10 protein-coding genes, 3 rRNA genes and 1 pseudogene are annotated in these 17,497 nt (G+C 68.2%); 2 read left to right on the top strand and 12 right to left on the bottom strand.

Features of this window, described 5'->3' with window-relative positions; all coding sequences use genetic code 11:
- Positions 1-536: 536 nt before the first annotated feature.
- From STRVI_RS32025 to STRVI_RS32035, 3 genes are all read right to left on the bottom strand, one after another.
- Positions 537-1,475 carry an NAD kinase gene (locus STRVI_RS32025; RefSeq protein ID WP_050994031.1) on the bottom strand — a complete coding sequence of 313 codons (939 nt, stop codon included), beginning with the start codon at positions 1,473-1,475 and terminating at the stop codon, positions 537-539.
- Between the two features lie 83 nt (positions 1,476-1,558).
- The gene (locus tag STRVI_RS32030; protein ID WP_043236885.1) at positions 1,559-2,464 is read right to left on the bottom strand and encodes a TlyA family RNA methyltransferase; all 906 of its coding nucleotides are present in this window, start codon (positions 2,462-2,464) and stop codon (positions 1,559-1,561) included.
- Positions 2,465-2,577: 113 nt separating this feature from the next.
- Positions 2,578-2,838: a hypothetical protein gene (locus STRVI_RS32035; RefSeq protein ID WP_050994033.1), complete on the bottom strand. Its 261-nt coding sequence runs from the start codon at positions 2,836-2,838 to the stop codon at positions 2,578-2,580.
- Positions 2,839-3,137: 299 nt separating this feature from the next.
- Between STRVI_RS32035 and STRVI_RS32040 the strand changes: the two genes are divergently transcribed.
- Positions 3,138-3,485 (top strand): hypothetical protein, encoded by a 348-nt coding sequence (locus STRVI_RS32040; RefSeq protein WP_014059721.1) that lies wholly within the window; start codon positions 3,138-3,140, stop codon positions 3,483-3,485.
- A 108-nt stretch (positions 3,486-3,593) separates the two neighbouring features.
- On the opposite strand, the gene STRVI_RS32045 is transcribed toward STRVI_RS32040, so the two are convergent.
- The 4 genes from STRVI_RS32045 to STRVI_RS32060 all read right to left on the bottom strand — a co-directional run bounded on the left by STRVI_RS32045 (position 3,594) and on the right by STRVI_RS32060 (position 7,860).
- Positions 3,594-4,421: an ABC transporter ATP-binding protein gene (locus tag STRVI_RS32045; RefSeq protein ID WP_043240493.1), complete on the bottom strand. Its 828-nt coding sequence runs from the start codon at positions 4,419-4,421 to the stop codon at positions 3,594-3,596.
- A 189-nt stretch (positions 4,422-4,610) separates the two neighbouring features.
- Complete coding sequence (locus tag STRVI_RS32050; RefSeq protein WP_014059723.1) at positions 4,611-5,675, bottom strand: FecCD family ABC transporter permease; 1,065 nt, start codon at positions 5,673-5,675, stop codon at positions 4,611-4,613.
- A complete protein-coding gene (locus STRVI_RS32055) occupies positions 5,672-6,721 on the bottom strand; it encodes a FecCD family ABC transporter permease (protein WP_014059724.1) in 1,050 nt (349 codons plus the stop codon). Before STRVI_RS32055 ends, STRVI_RS32050 begins: the two co-directional genes overlap by 4 nt.
- 101 nt (positions 6,722-6,822) lie before the next feature.
- On the bottom strand, positions 6,823-7,860 hold the full coding sequence (locus tag STRVI_RS32060; RefSeq protein WP_014059725.1) for an HAD hydrolase-like protein: 1,038 nt from the start codon (positions 7,858-7,860) through the stop codon (positions 6,823-6,825).
- Positions 7,861-7,936: 76 nt separating this feature from the next.
- On the opposite strand from STRVI_RS32060, the gene STRVI_RS32065 reads away from it, so the two are divergent.
- Positions 7,937-9,301 carry a DUF1015 family protein gene (locus tag STRVI_RS32065; protein WP_014059726.1) on the top strand — a complete coding sequence of 455 codons (1,365 nt, stop codon included), beginning with the start codon at positions 7,937-7,939 and terminating at the stop codon, positions 9,299-9,301.
- A 78-nt stretch (positions 9,302-9,379) separates the two neighbouring features.
- On the opposite strand, the gene STRVI_RS55705 is transcribed toward STRVI_RS32065, so the two are convergent.
- The 5 genes and pseudogenes from STRVI_RS55705 to STRVI_RS32090 all read right to left on the bottom strand — a co-directional run bounded on the left by STRVI_RS55705 (position 9,380) and on the right by STRVI_RS32090 (position 16,970).
- Positions 9,380-10,354, bottom strand: coding sequence for a tetratricopeptide repeat protein (locus STRVI_RS55705; protein WP_078505482.1), 975 nt, complete (start codon positions 10,352-10,354; stop codon positions 9,380-9,382).
- A gap of 108 nt (positions 10,355-10,462) precedes the next feature.
- A pseudogene (locus STRVI_RS55710) lies at positions 10,463-11,317 on the bottom strand (hypothetical protein); the annotation flags it as partial.
- A 520-nt stretch (positions 11,318-11,837) separates the two neighbouring features.
- A 5S ribosomal RNA gene (gene rrf, locus STRVI_RS32080) occupies positions 11,838-11,954 on the bottom strand.
- 110 nt (positions 11,955-12,064) lie between these two features.
- Positions 12,065-15,184: ribosomal RNA gene (locus STRVI_RS32085) — 23S ribosomal RNA — on the bottom strand.
- A gap of 259 nt (positions 15,185-15,443) precedes the next feature.
- Positions 15,444-16,970 (bottom strand): 16S ribosomal RNA (locus tag STRVI_RS32090).
- The 16S, 23S and 5S rRNA genes sit together here, the layout of an rRNA operon.
- Between the last annotated feature and the right edge of the window lie 527 nt (positions 16,971-17,497).

Here is a 17,497-nt window from a genome sequence, read left to right on the forward strand (position 1 = left end):
GGCGCCTCCGGCGGAAAGCCCCCACCCCGCCCCTTCCCGAAGCACGCGGCTCCGCCCCCGCACCCCGCCGGGGCTCCGCCCCGGACCCCGCTCCTCAAACGCCGGAGGGGCTGAATTTTCCGCCCCGGACGATCGGGAACCGCACACCACCCGTGCCACCGACGGGCACCCGCAAGACCGCGAGAAGGGGGCGGGGCCGCACCCACCCCCACCCAACACCCTGCCCCCGGCCCCCGGCCCCCGGGCTGGACGCGGGACGTACAGGCGGCCCGTGCCACCGTGCCACCGGGGCGCGGTCGCCGACGAGACGGGAGGCGGCGGGGTCGCAGGGGTGGGGTCCTGGACGCTTACGTGTATGTGTGGCGCCGATCTCCGGCCCGCCCGACGCCCCCGGTCAATGGCGCCGTAAATATACGGTCCAGGGCCCCGCCTCGGAGGCCCCGCACCCGGCACCCGGCACGCAACCGACCGCGCACCCAAGGGCGCACCCGGTACCCACCACCACACAGGGCCACCACGCCCCACCAGCCACAAAACTAGTGCGGCGCCCCCCGCCACCCCGCCACCGGCAAGGCGAACTTGGCGACCAAGCGGTCCGTGAACGACGCATGGTGGAGTCGGGCCAGCCGCACCGGTACCGCGCCCCGCCGCACCTCCACCCGCGCCCCCGCCGGCAGCTCCACCGTGCGGCGGCCGTCGCACCACAGCACCCCATGCGGAGTCTGCGGCTGCACCTCCACCGCGAGCACCGACTTCGGCGACGTCACCAGCGGCTTGGCGAACAGCGCGTGAGCGCTGATCGGCACCATCAGCAGCGCCTCCACCTCGGGCCACACCACCGGGCCGCCCGCCGAGAACGCGTAGGCCGTCGAGCCGGTCGGGGTCGCGCAGACCACGCCGTCGCCGCCGAAGCGCGAGACCGGCCGGTTGTCGACCTCCGTGACGACCTCGAGCAGCCGCTCACGCGCCGCCTTCTCGACCGACGCCTCGTTCAGCGCCCAGTCCGTGTGCACGATGTGCCCGTCGTTGCGGACGAGCACATCGATCGTCATCCGCTCCTCGACCTCGTACTGCCGGGTCACCACCCGGTCCACGACCTTGTCGAGATCGTCCCGCTCGGCCTCGGCCAGGAAGCCCACCCGCCCGAGGTTCACCCCGAGCATCGGCACACCCGAGACCCGGGCGAACTCCGCTCCGCGCAGCAGCGTCCCGTCCCCGCCGAGCACGATCAGCAGCTCACAGCCGTTCAGCACGTCACGGCCCGCGTCGACGCGTTCGACAGCGGGTGGCAGCGGCAGGTCCGCGGCCTCGGCAGCGAGCACCCGCACCCCGATACCGCTGCGCAGCAGCCCCTGAACGACCAGTTCGGCGCTGCGGATGGCCGCCGGGCGGCCGGTGTGCGCAAGCAGGAAGACAGTGCGGTCCGCCGTCGGCTCGGCCGTCGGCGTGAACGGCACGTGCGCCGTTTCGGGCATAGCCCCCTCGGCCACGCCCGCCCCGGCCGCGGCCGTCTCGGACACGGACGCTGCTTCCTTCTCCTGCGCTGCTTCTGAAGTGGTCAACTGGGCCCCTCCGCCACTGCACGGTCAACATCCGCCGGGTCCAGTGCCGGCGCCCCGGCGCGCATCCACAAAAAATACTCGACATTGCCCGACGGCCCCGGGAGCGGGCTGGCGGTCACGCCCAGGACGCCCAGTCCGAGTTCCGCCGCCCGACCGGCCACCGTACGCACCGCCTCGGCGCGCAGGTCGGCGCTGCGGACCACTCCCCCGCTACCCAGCCGCTCCTTACCGACCTCGAACTGTGGTTTGACCATCAGCACCAGATCGGCGTCGGGCGCCGCGCACCGCACGAGGGCGGGCAGTACCAGACCGAGCGGGATGAAGGAGAGGTCACCGACCACCAGGTCCACCGGTTCCCCACCAATCCCCTCAAGTGTCAGCTCGCGTACGTTTGTACGGTCGTAAACGCTGACGCGTTCATCGCTCTGCAGCGACCAGGCGAGCTGGCCGTAGCCGACATCGACGGCGAGCACCTGCGCGGCGCCCGCGCGCAGCAGGACGTCCGTGAAGCCTCCGGTCGACGCGCCCGCGTCCAGCGCCCGCCGCCCGGCGACCTTCAACCCGGCTCCGGCACCAGCGCCGGCTCCCGCCCCCGCCCCCACCGCCGCCGGTCGGACCCCGGATTCCTGCCCCGCGCCCGCACCCTCCCGGTACTCCTCGCTGAACGCGTACAGCGCCCCCGCGAGCTTGTGGCCACCGCGCGAGACGTAGTCCGGATCGCTGTCGTCCTCGATCACGACGACGGCGGCGCTGGTCTCCACCTGCGTGGCCGGTTTGGTCGCCACCGCCCCGCCGACGGTGACCCGGCCCGCGGCGATCAACTGGCTCGCATGCTCACGCGAACGCGCCAGCTTGCGGCGCACCAGCTCCGCGTCGAGTCGTACGCGTCGTGGGCGGGTCACTGCCACGGGTGGTTCAGCTCCTGAGGTCGTTCATGTAGCGGATGAGGTCATTGCGTAGCGGACGAAGTCGTTTGCGTAACGGACGGGGTCGCTCACCCAGCCGACGGAGTCGTCTACGCAGCGGACGGGGGCCGGGGGCCGGGCGCAGGGGGTCCGGGCCGCCGGTCGAGTGCTGTCAGCGTGTCGCGAAGACCCCCGTGGACATCCTCGTACACCGCCAGATGTCCGCTCGTCTCGAGGTGGTCGGCGTCGGCCAGCCGGTCGAGCCGGGCATCCACCTCGGGGACGCCGGTGGGCGTACGGTCCACGCCGAGCGGGGCCGGTTCAGCGGGGCCGGGCGGCTCCGGCACGGGCTCGGGCACCGCCTCCGGCACCCCCTCCGGCGCCGCGCCCGATACGGCCTCCGACACCGGCTCCGGCGCCTCTTCCCGCCCCGTCCCGGGCCCGGGATCCGTCTCCACGCCCCCGCCCGTAACTGTGTACGGGACCGCGTCCGCACCGGGCGCCACACCAGCCCCCGGGTGCGGCTCGGGCGCGGCCTCCTCGGCCCGCTCGGCCGCCGTATCGGGCTGTGGGCCGGGCCATCCGGCCGACATCGGCTCGCTCATGGCCCCGACGCTACCGCGAATCCCTCATTCTCCGACGTACGAGACCTGGGGTAACGTCATCCGCGATGGCGACCTTGGAACAGTGCCGCAGCGCACTCGACAAACTGGCGGAGAACCTCGTGAGCGCGAACGGGGACCTGCGCAGCGCTGCCGCGCTCGATCGCTCCGTGAGCTGCTGGATCACCGACCTGGACACCACCTTCGCCGGCCGTCTCGCGGACAGCCGGATCGAGAATGTGACGACCGAGCCTGGCCCGCCCGCCGAGCGTGCGCAGATCCGGCTGGCGATGACCGGCGACGACCTCGTGGCCCTGGTCGACGGTGAGCTGCACTTCGCACGGGCGTGGGGCAGCGGACGGATCAAGCTCGAGGCCGGGCTGCGCGACCTGCTGCGACTGCGGAAGCTGCTCTAGCCGCCACATCGGCTATGCCGCCGGCGGGGCACCGCAGCCGGCGCGCCCCAGGTCAGGGGCGCGGACGCCCACCCGACCGCGCCCCCCCACGAGCCCCCGGCAAGCCCCTCAGGACTCGCTCACGAAACCCGCCAGCGGCGTAGGCGCCTCGACCCGTGCCGTACGGGACCGGCGGGCGGCCGGGATGACCAGCGGCGTCCCCGTCTCCGGGTCGTCGATCACCTGGCACGGCAACCCGAAGACCCGCTCCACCTGCTCCGCCGTGACCACGTCCCCCGGCGCCCCCTCGGCGACGATCTCGCCGCCCCGCATCGCGATCAGATGGGTGGCGTAGCGGGCGGCGTGGTTCAGGTCGTGCAGAACGGCGACGAGGGTACGGCCCTGCTCCTCGTGGAGCTGGGCGCACAGGTCCAGCACATCGATCTGGTGCTGGATGTCCAGATAGGTCGTGGGCTCGTCGAGGAGCAGCAGCGGGGTCTGCTGGGCGATGGCCATCGCGATCCATACCCGCTGACGCTGACCGCCGGACAATTCGTCGACATAACGATCCGCGAGCTCCGCCACCCCGGTCGCCGCCATCGATTCGTCGACGATCCGCTCGTCCGCCTCCGACCACTGCCGCAGCAGCCCCTGGTGGGGATAGCGGCCGCGGGCGACCAGATCGGCGACGGTGATCCCGTCCGGGGCGATCGAGGACTGGGGCAGCAGCCCGAGCGTGCGGGCGACCTTCTTGGCGGGCATCGTGCCGATCGCCTGCCCGTCCAGCAGCACCGATCCGGCCACCGGCTTGAGCATCCGGGACAGGGCGCGCAGCAGGGTCGACTTGCCGCAGGCGTTCGGCCCGACGATCACCGTGAAGGAGTGGTCGGGGATGGTCACGGACAGCTTCTCGGCGACGGTGCGCCGGTCGTAGGCGAGGGTCAGCCCCTCCGCCATGAGCCGCTGCCGCCCCTCAGCGCTGCCGCGCCCGCTGTCGCTCCCGCCGTCACTCCCGCTGCCGCCGTCGGCCACGGCCTGCCGGGTGTCCTTGTCCATGTCGCCTTCCGTCCGGGTCGTGCCCACAGTCGTCATATCCGCCCCAGCGTCATACCGGGCCCCAGCATCGCCCTGTCCATCCAAGCGCCCTCATATCCGCCCCTCCCTGCGCTCAGTCACCAGCAGCCACAGCAGATAGGCCCCGCCCAGCATCCCCGTCAGCACTCCGACCGGAAGCTGGTCGGCACCGAAGGCCCGCTGGGCCGCCCAGTCGGCGGTGACCAGCAGGGCCGCGCCCATCCAGGCCGCGGGGAGCAGGTTGGGCCCGGACGAGCGGGTGAGCCTGCGGGCGAGCTGCGGGGCGACGAGCGCCACGAAGGCGACGGGCCCGGCGGCGGCCGTGGCGGCGGCGGTGAACACGACGGCCGTGAACATGAGCACCAGCCGGGTGCGCTCGACCCGCACCCCGAGGGCGTACGCGCTGTCGTCACCCATCTCCAGCATCCGCAGGTTCCGCGCCTGCCCGAGGACGACGGGCAGGAGCACCGCGCAGCCGCACGCCAGCGGCCACACCTGGGCCCAGTCCCGCCCGTTGAGCGATCCGGCGATCCACACCACCGCGCGGGTCGCGTCCAGGATGTCGGCCCTGGTGAGCAGATAGCCGTTGACGGCGGTGAGCATCGCGGACGTGCCGATGCCCACCAGCACCAGCCGGTATCCGTGCACGCCGCGCCGCCAGGCCAGCGTGTAGACCGCGAACCCGGTCAGCAGGCCGCCGCCGAGCGCGCCGATGGCGACCTCGGTCGGATCGCCCTGGAGGAGGACGATCACGGTGAGCGCCCCGGCCGCAGACCCCTGGCCGAGGCCGATCACGTCCGGACTGCCCAGCGGGTTGCGGGAGATGGACTGGAAGATCGCCCCGGCCACCCCGAGGGCCGCACCGACCAGCAGCCCCACCAGGATCCGCGGCAGCCGCAGTTCGTTGACGATGAAGTCCTGGGCCACGGTGCCGTTTCCGGCCAGGGTGCGCAGGACATCGGCGGGGGCGAGGGGGAAGTCGCCGGTGCCGATCAGGACCACGCTCATCGCCAGCGCCACGACGAGCAGCAGCAGCCCCACGACCGCGCCACGCACGTCCAGGCGCAGCGAGAGGCCGGCGGTGCGCAGTGTGACCCCGCGCGTCCCGCGCTTGCTGGTGCGCTTGCTGGCGTTCACAGTTGGGCCATCCTTCGGCGGCGTACGAGATAGATGAACAGGGGCCCGCCGATGAACGTGGTGACGATGCCGACCTGCAGTTCCGCGGGCCGGGTGACCAGCCGCCCCAGCACATCGGAGCCCAGCAGGAGAACGGGCGAGAGCACGGCGGCGTACGGCAGGATCCAGCGCATGTCGGGCCCGGTGATCGCGCGGACCAGATGCGGCACGATCAGCCCGACGAACGCGATCGGCCCGCAGGCGGCGGTCGCGGCCCCGCACAGCAGGGTGACGGCGGCCATCGAGAGCGCCCGGGTGCGGTTGAGGTTGGTGCCGAGCGCGCGCGCCGTGTCGTCGCCGAGCGCCACGGCATTGAGCGAACGGCCGAGCGCGAGCGCGAGCACCGCGCCGATCAGGAGGAACGGGGTCACCTGCCGGACCACGGTCATATTGGCGGAGGCGAGCGAACCGACCGTCCAGAAGCGCATCTTGTCGAGCGCCGCGCTGTCCAGTAGCTGCACGGCGTTGACGTAGCCGTAGAGCGCCGCGTACACCGCCGTACCGGCGAGCGCGAGCCGCACCGGGGTGGCGCTCCGGCTGCCGCCGAGCGCGTACACCAGCACGGAGACGACGGCGGTGCCGAGGAACGCGAACCACACATAGCCGGTCAGGGAGGTGACGCCGAGAAAGCTGATGGCCGAGACGACGGCGGCGGACGCGCCCGCGTTCAGCCCCAGCAGCCCGGGGTCGGCGAGCGGGTTGCGGGTGAGGGCCTGGATGACCGCGCCCGCGAGGCCGAGGCCGACCCCGACGAGCAGCCCGAGGATGGTGCGCGGCAGCCGTACGTCCCGGATCACCACATCGGTGTCGCTGCCGGTGTAGTGGAACAGCCCGTGCCACACCTGGTCCAGCGGAATCGGCTTGGCGCCGATCGCGATGGACGCCGCGGCGATCGCCAGCAGCACGCCCAGGGAGGCGACCAGGCCTGTCGCACGGCCCGCGGTGCGCCGCCGGGGCGGCGCGCTCGCTGTCTCGGTCCCGGCTTTCGCCGGACTGACCAGGGTCACGCGGAACTCCACCTCACAGCACGGCCGATCAGGACTCAGGTTAGGTTACCCTAAGTCCCGCTGGTCGCATCCGTACGGGTTCCCCGGGGCGCGAGTCCGGCTCACCACCCCAGCCGTGCCAGCGCCTTCCCCGCATCCGCCTCGCTCACACCGTCCCCCGCCTCGGACCACGCCGCCGCGCACAGCGCCCGCAGACCGTCCAGCGGCTCCTCGGCCTCGCCCTCCAGCACCAGCTCGCGCTGGGCGACCCGCGCGGTCCAACCCCCGCACCGGAAACCGCCGGACGCCTCGTCGTGCGCCACCTCCGGCTGCGGGGTGAGCAGCCCCCGCAGGTCGCGGTCCACATACGCCGGCCGGTGCCGGGGCTCGGCGGCCAGCAACTGTGCGGGCGTGGTCACCCCGGTCAGCACCAGCAGCGAGTCCACCCCTCCCGCGTACGCGCCCTCGATGTCGGTGTCCAGCCGGTCCCCGACCACCAGCGGCCGCTCGGCGCCGGTCCGCAGAACCGTCTCCCGGTGCATCGGCGGCAGCGGCTTCCCCGCGGCCTGCGGGGTCTTGCCCGTGACGATGCGCACGACCTCCACCGCCGCGCCGTTGCCCGGGGCGATGCCCCGCCCGCTGGGAATCGTCAGATCCAGGTTGGAGGCGAACCACGGCACCCCGCGCGCCACCGCGTACCCCGCCTCCGCGAGCCGCGCCCACGGCATGTCCGGCCCCCCGTAGCCCTGCGCCACCGCCGCCGGGTCGTCGTCCGCCGAATCCACCGGGGTCAGCCCGCGCTCGCGCAGCGCCACCCGCAGCCCCTCCCCGCCGATCACCAGCACCCGCGCCCCCTTCGGCAACTGCTCGGAGATCAGCCGGGCGACCGCCTGCGCGGAGGTGATCACATCGTCGGGGGCGGCGGGCATCCCGAGCCGCGTCAGATGCTCGGCCACCGCCTCCGGCGTCCGGAGCGCGTTATTGGTCACATACGCCAGCCGCATCCCGGCGTCCCGCGCGGTGACCAGCGACTCCACGGCATGGTCAATGGCCTCGCCGCCCGCGTACACCACCCCGTCGAGGTCCAGCAGGGCCGTGTCGTACGCCTCGTTCAGCGCCTGCCGGCTGGACTCGGGCCGGGTGCGGACGGGGTGGTTCATGGCGGCAACTCCTCGCTGATCTGTGCGCTTCTCCCCCGATCATCGCGTATCCCCGCGCGGGGCATAACATTCACTGATGAGCATTCCAGGGCCTGGCGGACAAGGTCTGCAGCTCACCCCTTTCCGGGGGCTGCGCTATGTCGCGGAGCGGGTCGGCAGTCTCGCCGCCGTCACCTCACCCCCCTACGACGTGGTCGTACGGCCCGAAGGCCTGCGCGAGCTGGAGACGGCGGACCCCTACAACATCGTCCGGCTGATCCTGCCGCAGGCCGACTCCCCGGAGGCCCGCCACCGCCAGGCCGCCGAGACGCTGCGCCGCTGGCAGGCGGACGGCGTACTCGCCCCGGACCCCGAACCCGCGCTCTACGTCTACGAACAGCGCGACGGCCCCACCCTCCAGCGCGGGCTGATCGGCGCACTGCGGCTGAGCCCCCGTGAGGAGGGCATCGTCCTCCCCCACGAGGAGGTCATGCCGCATGTCGTCGAGGACCGAGCCGATCTGATGCGCGCCACCGCCGCCCATCTGGAGCCGCTGCTCCTCGCCTACCGCGGCAACGGGAACGGCAACGGCGACGGCAACGGGACTTCGGGGAACGGAGCCGCCGGGCCGGGCACCGGAGGGCCGGGCACCGGAGGGGCCGCGGAGGTCATCGAAAGCGCCATCCAGCGCGAGCCGTTGCTCTCCACGACCACCGAGGACGGCGTCGACCACCATCTGTGGCGGGTCACGGACCCCGCCGACCTCGTGGCGGTCTCCGCCGACCTCCGCCACCACCAGGCCCTCATCGCCGACGGCCACCACCGCTGGGCCACCTATCTGCGGCTGCGCGAGGAGCGCCGGGAGCCCGGCCCATGGGACTTCGGGCTCGTCCTGCTCGTCGACACCGCCCGCTATCCCCTCCGCGTCCGGGCCATCCACCGGCTGCTCCGCCAACTGTCACCGGCCGACGCGCTCACGGCGGCGCGAGGTGGCTTCCGGGTACGGACGATCGACGGCCCGCTCCCGCGCGCACTGGAGACACTCGACGAGGCGGCCGAGGCGGCACGCGCCGAGCCGGGCGCGCCGAACGCCTTCCTGCTGGCCGGGGGCGGCCGCTTCCACCTCCTGGACCGGCCGGATCCGGAACTGCTGGCCCGTACGGTCCCCGAGGGACGACCGGAAGCATGGCGGACGCTGGACGCGACGGTGCTCCACCACGCCCTGCTGGACCATCTGTGGAACCTCCCGGACACGCCCGAGCACATCGGCTACATCCACGACTCGGCGGCGGCCGTCGAACAGGCGGAGCGGCTGGGCGGTACGGCGGTGCTGATGCATGCGGTGGGCGAGGACATCGTGCACGAGCTGGCGCGGCAGGGCATCGCGATGCCGCACAAGTCGACGTCCTTCGGGCCGAAGCCGGCGACGGGGCTGGTGCTGCGGAGCCTGACGCTGGGCTGAGCCCTTCGACCGCGGACGGGCGGGCAGACATACGAGTGGGGCGGAACCCCGAACCGGGATCCCGCCCCACTCATGGCATCAGCTCTCGTCGCCGTCCTTCTCCGTCCGCCCGGCCTGGCCCTCGGACCTCGCCTCCGCCGTCGGCTCGACGTCCTCGGCCGAGTCTTCGGCGTCGTCGTCCTGGCCCTCGTCCTCGGCGTCCTCGGGCTCGACGGTCACGGTCTCGACGGCCTCGGGCTCCTCATCGGACTGGAGCTCCTCGACCTCGGACTCGACGGCCTCGGGCTCCTCTTCGGCCTTGGCCTCTTCGACCTTGCGCTCTTCGGCCTTGGCCTCCTCGACCTTGGCCTCCTCGACCTTGCGCTCATCGGCCTTGGGCTCCGCGACCGGCTTGAGGGCGTCGTCCGCCTCCTGCTCGGGGTCGAGGGCGTCCACGAACTCGACCCCGTCCAGCTCGGCGAGCCGATCCGACGCGTCCGTGGTCCCGCCCTGATCCGCCTCGAGCGCCTTGGCGAACCACTCGCGGGCCTCGTCCTCACGGCCGACCGCCAGCAGCGCGTCGGCGTACGCATAACGCAGCCGGGCGGTCCACGGCTGGATGGAATGCGAGGCCAACTCCGGGCTCTGCAGGGTGACCACGGCGGCGTCGGCCTGTCCCATATCCCGCCGGGCACCGGCGGCCACCATCCGCATCTCGACCTGACCGGCCCGGTCCAGCTTCTGCACTTCCGGCTCACCGGCCATGGCCAGCGCCCGCTCGGGACGGCCCATGCCGCGCTCGCAGTCGGCCATCACCGGCCACAGGTCGGAGTTGCCGGTCATCCGGCGCGCGGCGCGGAACTCCGCGAGCGCCTCGGAGTACTTCCCGACGCCGTATGAGGCGAAGCCCGCGGCCTCGCGCACGGCGGCCACCCGGGAGGCGAGCCGCAGGGCGACGCGCGCGTACTGGTACGCCTGCTCGGGCTCGTCGTCCAGCAGCTTGGCGACCATGACGAGGTTCTTGGCGACGTCCTCGGCGAGGGTCTTCGGCAGGCTCATCAGCTCCTGCCGCACGCCCTTGTCGATCTCCTCGCCGGTGACGTCATCGGGGATCGGCAGCCGCTTGATCGGCTCGCGGTCGCGGTCCCTGCCGCGCTCATCGCGGCGCCCGTAGCCTCCCGAACGGTCGTCACGGCGTCCGTAGCCCCCGGCACGGTCGTCACGGCGATGGAAACCACCGCCGCCGGAGCGACGGTCGTCGCGACCCCCGCCCTGACCGTACGGACGACGCGGCCCACGGTCGTCCCGACCACCCCGGGAGCCCCCGTCCCGGTCGTCGCGGCGCGGCCCACGCGGCCGTTCATCACGCCGGTCGTCACGGCGGAACCCACCACGGTCGTCGTCCCGGCGCGGCCCGCCCGGCCGCTCGTCCCTACGGTCGTCACGGCGCTCATCCCGATGGAACCCACCACGATTGTCATCGCGGCGCGGCCCGCCCGGCCGCTCATCGCGACGGTCATCACGGCGGAACCCACCACGATCGTCCGCACGACGGTCTCCACCGCGGAACCCACCACGGTCGTCGTCCCGACGGTACGAAGGCCGGTCGTCCCGACGCTCGTCACGGCGGAACCCACCACGGTCGTCCTCACGTCGGTACGAAGGCCGGTCGTCCCGGCGCTCGTGGCCGCCGCCCCGGCCGCCACGGTCCCGGTCATCACGGCGGAACCCACCACGGTCGTCATCGCGGCGCGGCCCGCCCGGCCGCTCATCCCGGCGGTCATCACGGCGGAACCCACCACGATCGTTGTCACGGCGCGGGCCGCCCGGCCGCTCGTCGCGACGGTCGTCCCGGCGGTCATCGCGCCGGAAACCACCGCGGTCGTCGTCCCGGCGGAAGCCCGGACGATCGTCACGGTCCCGGCGGAAACCGCCCTGCCCCTGACGGGACCCACCACGGTCGTCATCGCGGCGCGGCCCACGCGGCCGGTCATCACGCCGATCGTCACGACGGAACCCGCCGCGGTCGTCGTCCCTGCGCGGGCCGCCCGGCCGCTCGTCCCTGCGGTCATCACGCCGGTCGTCACGACGCTCATAACGGCCGGTGGGACGGCCGCCCCCGCCCCGGTCGTCGCGGCGCCCAAAGCCGCCCGGGCGGGCTCCGCGGTCATCGTCCCGACGCGGCCCACGCGGCCGGTCGTCCCCGCGATCATCCCGGCGATCGTCCCGGCGGTCATCGCGACGGAACCCACCACGGTCATCATCGCGGCGCGGCCCACGCGGCCGCTCATCCCGGCGGTCATCACGCCGGAAACCACCACGATCGCCATCGCGGCGCGGTCCCGAGCCGCGGGCGTCCCGCCGGTCGCCGGCGTCCCGGCGATGCGGCTCGCGGCCCGACCGGTCGTCGGGAGAGTTGGTGGACATCGGCGTGACTCCTGTCTTCATGTACTGCAGCCATTCTCCCGCATCAGTCACACCGATGCGGGGCCCAGCAAAAACAAAAAGGACCCTTGGTCCCAGCATGCACGCTGGGACCAAGGGTCCTTCAAAGATTGTTCGGCGGCGTCCTACTCTCCCACAGGGTCCCCCCTGCAGTACCATCGGCGCTGAAAGGCTTAGCTTCCGGGTTCGAAATGTAACCGGGCGTTTCCCTAACGCTATGACCACCGAAACCCTATCGGGTTCTAGCGAACAAGCACACTCTTCAATTAAGTCAAGTGGAACTGATTCACCGGTGCGACTGTTCGCAACCCGGGAACCACACAGTGGACGCGAGCATCTGAGGACAAGCCCTCGGCCTATTAGTACCAGTCAACTCCACCGGTTACCCGGCTTCCATATCTGGCCTATCAACCCAGTCGTCTACTGGGAGCCTTAACCCATCAAGTGGGTGGGAGTCCTCATCTCGAAGCAGGCTTCCCGCTTAGATGCTTTCAGCGGTTATCCCTCCCGAACGTAGCCAACCAGCCATGCCCTTGGCAGGACAACTGGCACACCAGAGGTTCGTCCGTCCCGGTCCTCTCGTACTAGGGACAGCCCTTCTCAAGACTCCTACGCGCACAGCGGATAGGGACCGAACTGTCTCACGACGTTCTAAACCCAGCTCGCGTACCGCTTTAATGGGCGAACAGCCCAACCCTTGGGACCGACTCCAGCCCCAGGATGCGACGAGCCGACATCGAGGTGCCAAACCATCCCGTCGATATGGACTCTTGGGGAAGATCAGCCTGTTATCCCCGGGGTACCTTTTATCCGTTGAGCGACGGCGCTTCCACAAGCCACCGCCGGATCACTAGTCCCGACTTTCGTCCCTGCTCGACCCGTCGGTCTCACAGTCAAGCTCCCTTGTGCACTTACACTCAACACCTGATTGCCAACCAGGCTGAGGGAACCTTTGGGCGCCTCCGTTACCCTTTAGGAGGCAACCGCCCCAGTTAAACTACCCACCAGACACTGTCCCTGATCCGGATCACGGACCCAGGTTAGACATCCAGCACGACCAGAGTGGTATTTCAACAATGACTCCCCCTGAACTGGCGTCCAGAGTTCACAGTCTCCCACCTATCCTACACAAGCCGAACCGAACACCAATATCAAGCTATAGTAAAGGTCCCGGGGTCTTTCCGTCCTGCTGCGCGAAACGAGCATCTTTACTCGTAGTGCAATTTCACCGGGCCTATGGTTGAGACAGTCGAGAAGTCGTTACGCCATTCGTGCAGGTCGGAACTTACCCGACAAGGAATTTCGCTACCTTAGGATGGTTATAGTTACCACCGCCGTTTACTGGCGCTTAAGTTCTCAGCTTCGCCACACCGAAATGTGACTAACCGGTCCCCTTAACGTTCCAGCACCGGGCAGGCGTCAGTCCGTATACATCGCCTTACGGCTTCGCACGGACCTGTGTTTTTAGTAAACAGTCGCTTCTCGCTGGTCTCTGCGGCCACCACCGGCTCACACCGCAAGGGTGATCACCAACAATGGCCCCCCTTCTCCCGAAGTTACGGGGGCATTTTGCCGAGTTCCTTAACCATAGTTCACCCGAACGCCTCGGTATTCTCTACCTGACCACCTGAGTCGGTTTAGGGTACGGGCCGCCATGAAACTCGCTAGAGGCTTTTCTCGACAGCATAGGATCATCCACTTCACCACAATCGGCTCGGCATCAGGTCTCACCCACATGAGGGACGGATTTACCTACCCCTCGGGCTACACCCTTACCCCGGGACAACCACCGCCCGGGCTGGACTACCTTCCTGCGTCACCCCATCACTCACCTACGTACAGGTCTGGACCGTCGGCTCCACCACTCCCCTTTGCCCGAAGGCTCCAGGGCGGCTTCACGGACTTAGCATCGCCTGGTTCGACGTTGACGCTTCAAAGCGGGTACCGGAATATCAACCGGTTGTCCATCGACTACGCCTGTCGGCCTCGCCTTAGGTCCCGACTTACCCTGGGCAGATCAGCTTGACCCAGGAACCCTTAGTCAATCGGCGCACACGTTTCCCACGTGTGTATCGCTACTCATGCCTGCATTCTCACTCGTGAACCATCCACAACTCGCTTACACGGCTGCTTCACCCGGCACACGACGCTCCCCTACCCATCACAGCCCCCGTTGGGGGTAATGCTGCAATGACACGACTTCGGCGGTACGCTTGAGCCCCGCTACATTGTCGGCGCGGAATCACTTGACCAGTGAGCTATTACGCACTCTTTCAAGGATGGCTGCTTCTAAGCCAACCTCCTGGTTGTCTCTGCGACTCCACATCCTTTCCCACTTAGCGTACGCTTAGGGGCCTTAGTCGATGCTCTGGGCTGTTTCCCTCTCGACCATGGAGCTTATCCCCCACAGTCTCACTGCCGCGCTCTCACCTACCGGCATTCGGAGTTTGGCTAAGGTCAGTAACCCGGTAGGGCCCATCGCCTATCCAGTGCTCTACCTCCGGCAAGAAACACACGACGCTGCACCTAAATGCATTTCGGGGAGAACCAGCTATCACGGAGTTTGATTGGCCTTTCACCCCTAACCACAGGTCATCCCCCAGGTTTTCAACCCTGGTGGGTTCGGTCCTCCACGAAGTCTTACCTCCGCTTCAACCTGCCCATGGCTAGATCACTCCGCTTCGGGTCTTGAGCGCGCTACTATACCGCCCTATTCGGACTCGCTTTCGCTACGGCTTCCCCACACGGGTTAACCTCGCAACACACCGCAAACTCGCAGGCTCATTCTTCAAAAGGCACGCAGTCACGACGCAGAGACGAATCCCTGCGCGACGCTCCCACGGCTTGTAGGCACACGGTTTCAGGTACTATTTCACTCCGCTCCCGCGGTACTTTTCACCATTCCCTCACGGTACTATCCGCTATCGGTCACCAGGGAATATTTAGGCTTAGCGGGTGGTCCCGCCAGATTCACACGGGATTTCTCGGGCCCCGTGCTACTTGGGAGATGAGCAAGCAAGCCATCACAATTTCAGCTACGGGGGTCTTACCCTCTAAGCCGGACCTTTCGCATGTCCTTCGCCTATCGCAATGGTTTCTAACTCGCCCAGTCGCCGGCAGACGACTGAAGCTCATTCCCACAACCCCGCATGCGCAACCCCTGCCGGGTATCACACACATACGGTTTAGCCTCATCCGGTTTCGCTCGCCACTACTCCCGGAATCACGGTTGTTTTCTCTTCCTGCGGGTACTGAGATGTTTCACTTCCCCGCGTTCCCTCCACATACCCTATGTGTTCAGGTATGGGTGACAGCCCATGACGACTGCCGGGTTTCCCCATTCGGACACCCCCGGATCAAAGCTCGGTTGACAGCTCCCCGGGGCCTATCGCGGCCTCCCACGTCCTTCATCGGTTCCTGGTACCAAGGCATCCACCGTGCGCCCTTAAAAACTTGGCCACAGATGCTCGCGTCCACTGTGCAGTTCTCAAGCAACGACCAGTCATCCACTACCTGCATGGACTCCGGCCTGTCGAGGGTTCATTCCCTCAGACACCCAACAGCGTGCCCGGCACCGTCCTCTGATCCGATCCGCGTTCCACGCCCCGGAGGGCAGTACTAGCGGTCTTCACATGAAGGACCGTGCCGAATAGTCAACGTTCCACCCATGAGCAAACCGTGCGAGACATGCGCTCGCAGTCGGCTATGTGCTCCTTAGAAAGGAGGTGATCCAGCCGCACCTTCCGGTACGGCTACCTTGTTACGACTTCGTCCCAATCGCCAGTCCCACCTTCGACGGCTCCCCCCACAAGGGTTGGGCCACCGGCTTCGGGTGTTACCGACTTTCGTGACGTGACGGGCGGTGTGTACAAGGCCCGGGAACGTATTCACCGCAGCAATGCTGATCTGCGATTACTAGCGACTCCGACTTCATGGGGTCGAGTTGCAGACCCCAATCCGAACTGAGACCGGCTTTTTGAGATTCGCTCCACCTCACGGCTTCGCAGCTCATTGTACCGGCCATTGTAGCACGTGTGCAGCCCAAGACATAAGGGGCATGATGACTTGACGTCGTCCCCACCTTCCTCCGAGTTGACCCCGGCAGTCTCCTGTGAGTCCCCATCACCCCGAAAGGCATGCTGGCAACACAGAACAAGGGTTGCGCTCGTTGCGGGACTTAACCCAACATCTCACGACACGAGCTGACGACAGCCATGCACCACCTGTACACCGACCACAAGGGGGCCCCTGTCTCCAGAGGTTTCCGGTGTATGTCAAGCCTTGGTAAGGTTCTTCGCGTTGCGTCGAATTAAGCCACATGCTCCGCCGCTTGTGCGGGCCCCCGTCAATTCCTTTGAGTTTTAGCCTTGCGGCCGTACTCCCCAGGCGGGGAACTTAATGCGTTAGCTGCGGCGCGGACGACGTGGAATGTCGCCCACACCTAGTTCCCAACGTTTACGGCGTGGACTACCAGGGTATCTAATCCTGTTCGCTCCCCACGCTTTCGCTCCTCAGCGTCAGTATCGGCCCAGAGATCCGCCTTCGCCACCGGTGTTCCTCCTGATATCTGCGCATTTCACCGCTACACCAGGAATTCCGATCTCCCCTACCGAACTCTAGCCTGCCCGTATCGAATGCAGACCCGGAGTTAAGCCCCGGGCTTTCACATCCGACGTGACAAGCCGCCTACGAGCTCTTTACGCCCAATAATTCCGGACAACGCTTGCGCCCTACGTATTACCGCGGCTGCTGGCACGTAGTTAGCCGGCGCTTCTTCTGCAGGTACCGTCACTCTCGCTTCTTCCCTGCTGAAAGAGGTTTACAACCCGAAGGCCGTCATCCCTCACGCGGCGTCGCTGCATCAGGCTTTCGCCCATTGTGCAATATTCCCCACTGCTGCCTCCCGTAGGAGTCTGGGCCGTGTCTCAGTCCCAGTGTGGCCGGTCGCCCTCTCAGGCCGGCTACCCGTCGTCGCCTTGGTAGGCCATCACCCCACCAACAAGCTGATAGGCCGCGGGCTCATCCTGCACCGCCGGAGCTTTCCACACGCATCCCATGCGGGAGCGTGTCATATCCGGTATTAGACCCCGTTTCCAGGGCTTGTCCCAGAGTGCAGGGCAGATTGCCCACGTGTTACTCACCCGTTCGCCACTAATCCCCGGCCGAAACCGGTTCATCGTTCGACTTGCATGTGTTAAGCACGCCGCCAGCGTTCGTCCTGAGCCAGGATCAAACTCTCCGTGAATGCTTCCGGGATATCCCGGTCACACAGTCACGAGAGCGGAGCAGACCGGAGGAATAATCCAGTCCGCCCACAGCGTCCTCGCTGTGTATTTTTCCAAAGGAACCTCGTCCGAGATGGACGGGGTATCAACATATCTGGCGTTGACTTTTGGCACGCTGTTGAGTTCTCAAGGAACGGACGCTTCCTTTGAAACCGTTTCACCGGTCTCTCCGGGCGCTTCCCTTCGGTGTTTCCAACCTTACCAGATCCGTTTTCCGTTCCGTTTCCGGTTCGAATTCCGTTTCCGGCCCCCTGCTGGAGCGGGGTCTTTCGCGCCTTCCGGCGTGTCCGCTACTTTAGCCAATTTCCCGCTCAGCTCCTAATCGGAGCCCCGGGTCTTAATTTCGCGCAGCGAAATAGGACCCTGTTCGGGAGTTGTCGTTAGTGGTTGGTCGCTCCGGGGCTGCTGTGACTCGACCTTGCGATCGTGTCGACAGCGCTGCCCGTCTCAAGCGGCTCGGGCTACGTTAGGCGTCCCGTCCAGCAGA

Source organism: Streptomyces violaceusniger Tu 4113 (assembly GCF_000147815.2).
In the GTDB taxonomy this organism is placed as follows: Bacteria; Actinomycetota; Actinomycetes; order Streptomycetales; family Streptomycetaceae; genus Streptomyces; species Streptomyces violaceusniger_A.

What these genes read in the sequence shown, in the direction of transcription:
- STRVI_RS32025 (WP_050994031.1), bottom strand. Translation starts at nt 1,475, where the DNA reads ATGCCCGAAACGGCGCACGTGCCGTTCACGCCGACGGCCGAGCCGACG.
- STRVI_RS32040 (WP_014059721.1), top strand. Translation starts at nt 3,138, where the DNA reads ATGGCGACCTTGGAACAGTGCCGCAGCGCACTCGACAAACTGGCGGAG.
- STRVI_RS32045 (WP_043240493.1), bottom strand. Translation starts at nt 4,421, where the DNA reads ATGGCGGAGGGGCTGACCCTCGCCTACGACCGGCGCACCGTCGCCGAG.
- STRVI_RS32060 (WP_014059725.1), bottom strand. Translation starts at nt 7,860, where the DNA reads ATGAACCACCCCGTCCGCACCCGGCCCGAGTCCAGCCGGCAGGCGCTG.
- STRVI_RS32065 (WP_014059726.1), top strand. Translation starts at nt 7,937, where the DNA reads ATGAGCATTCCAGGGCCTGGCGGACAAGGTCTGCAGCTCACCCCTTTC.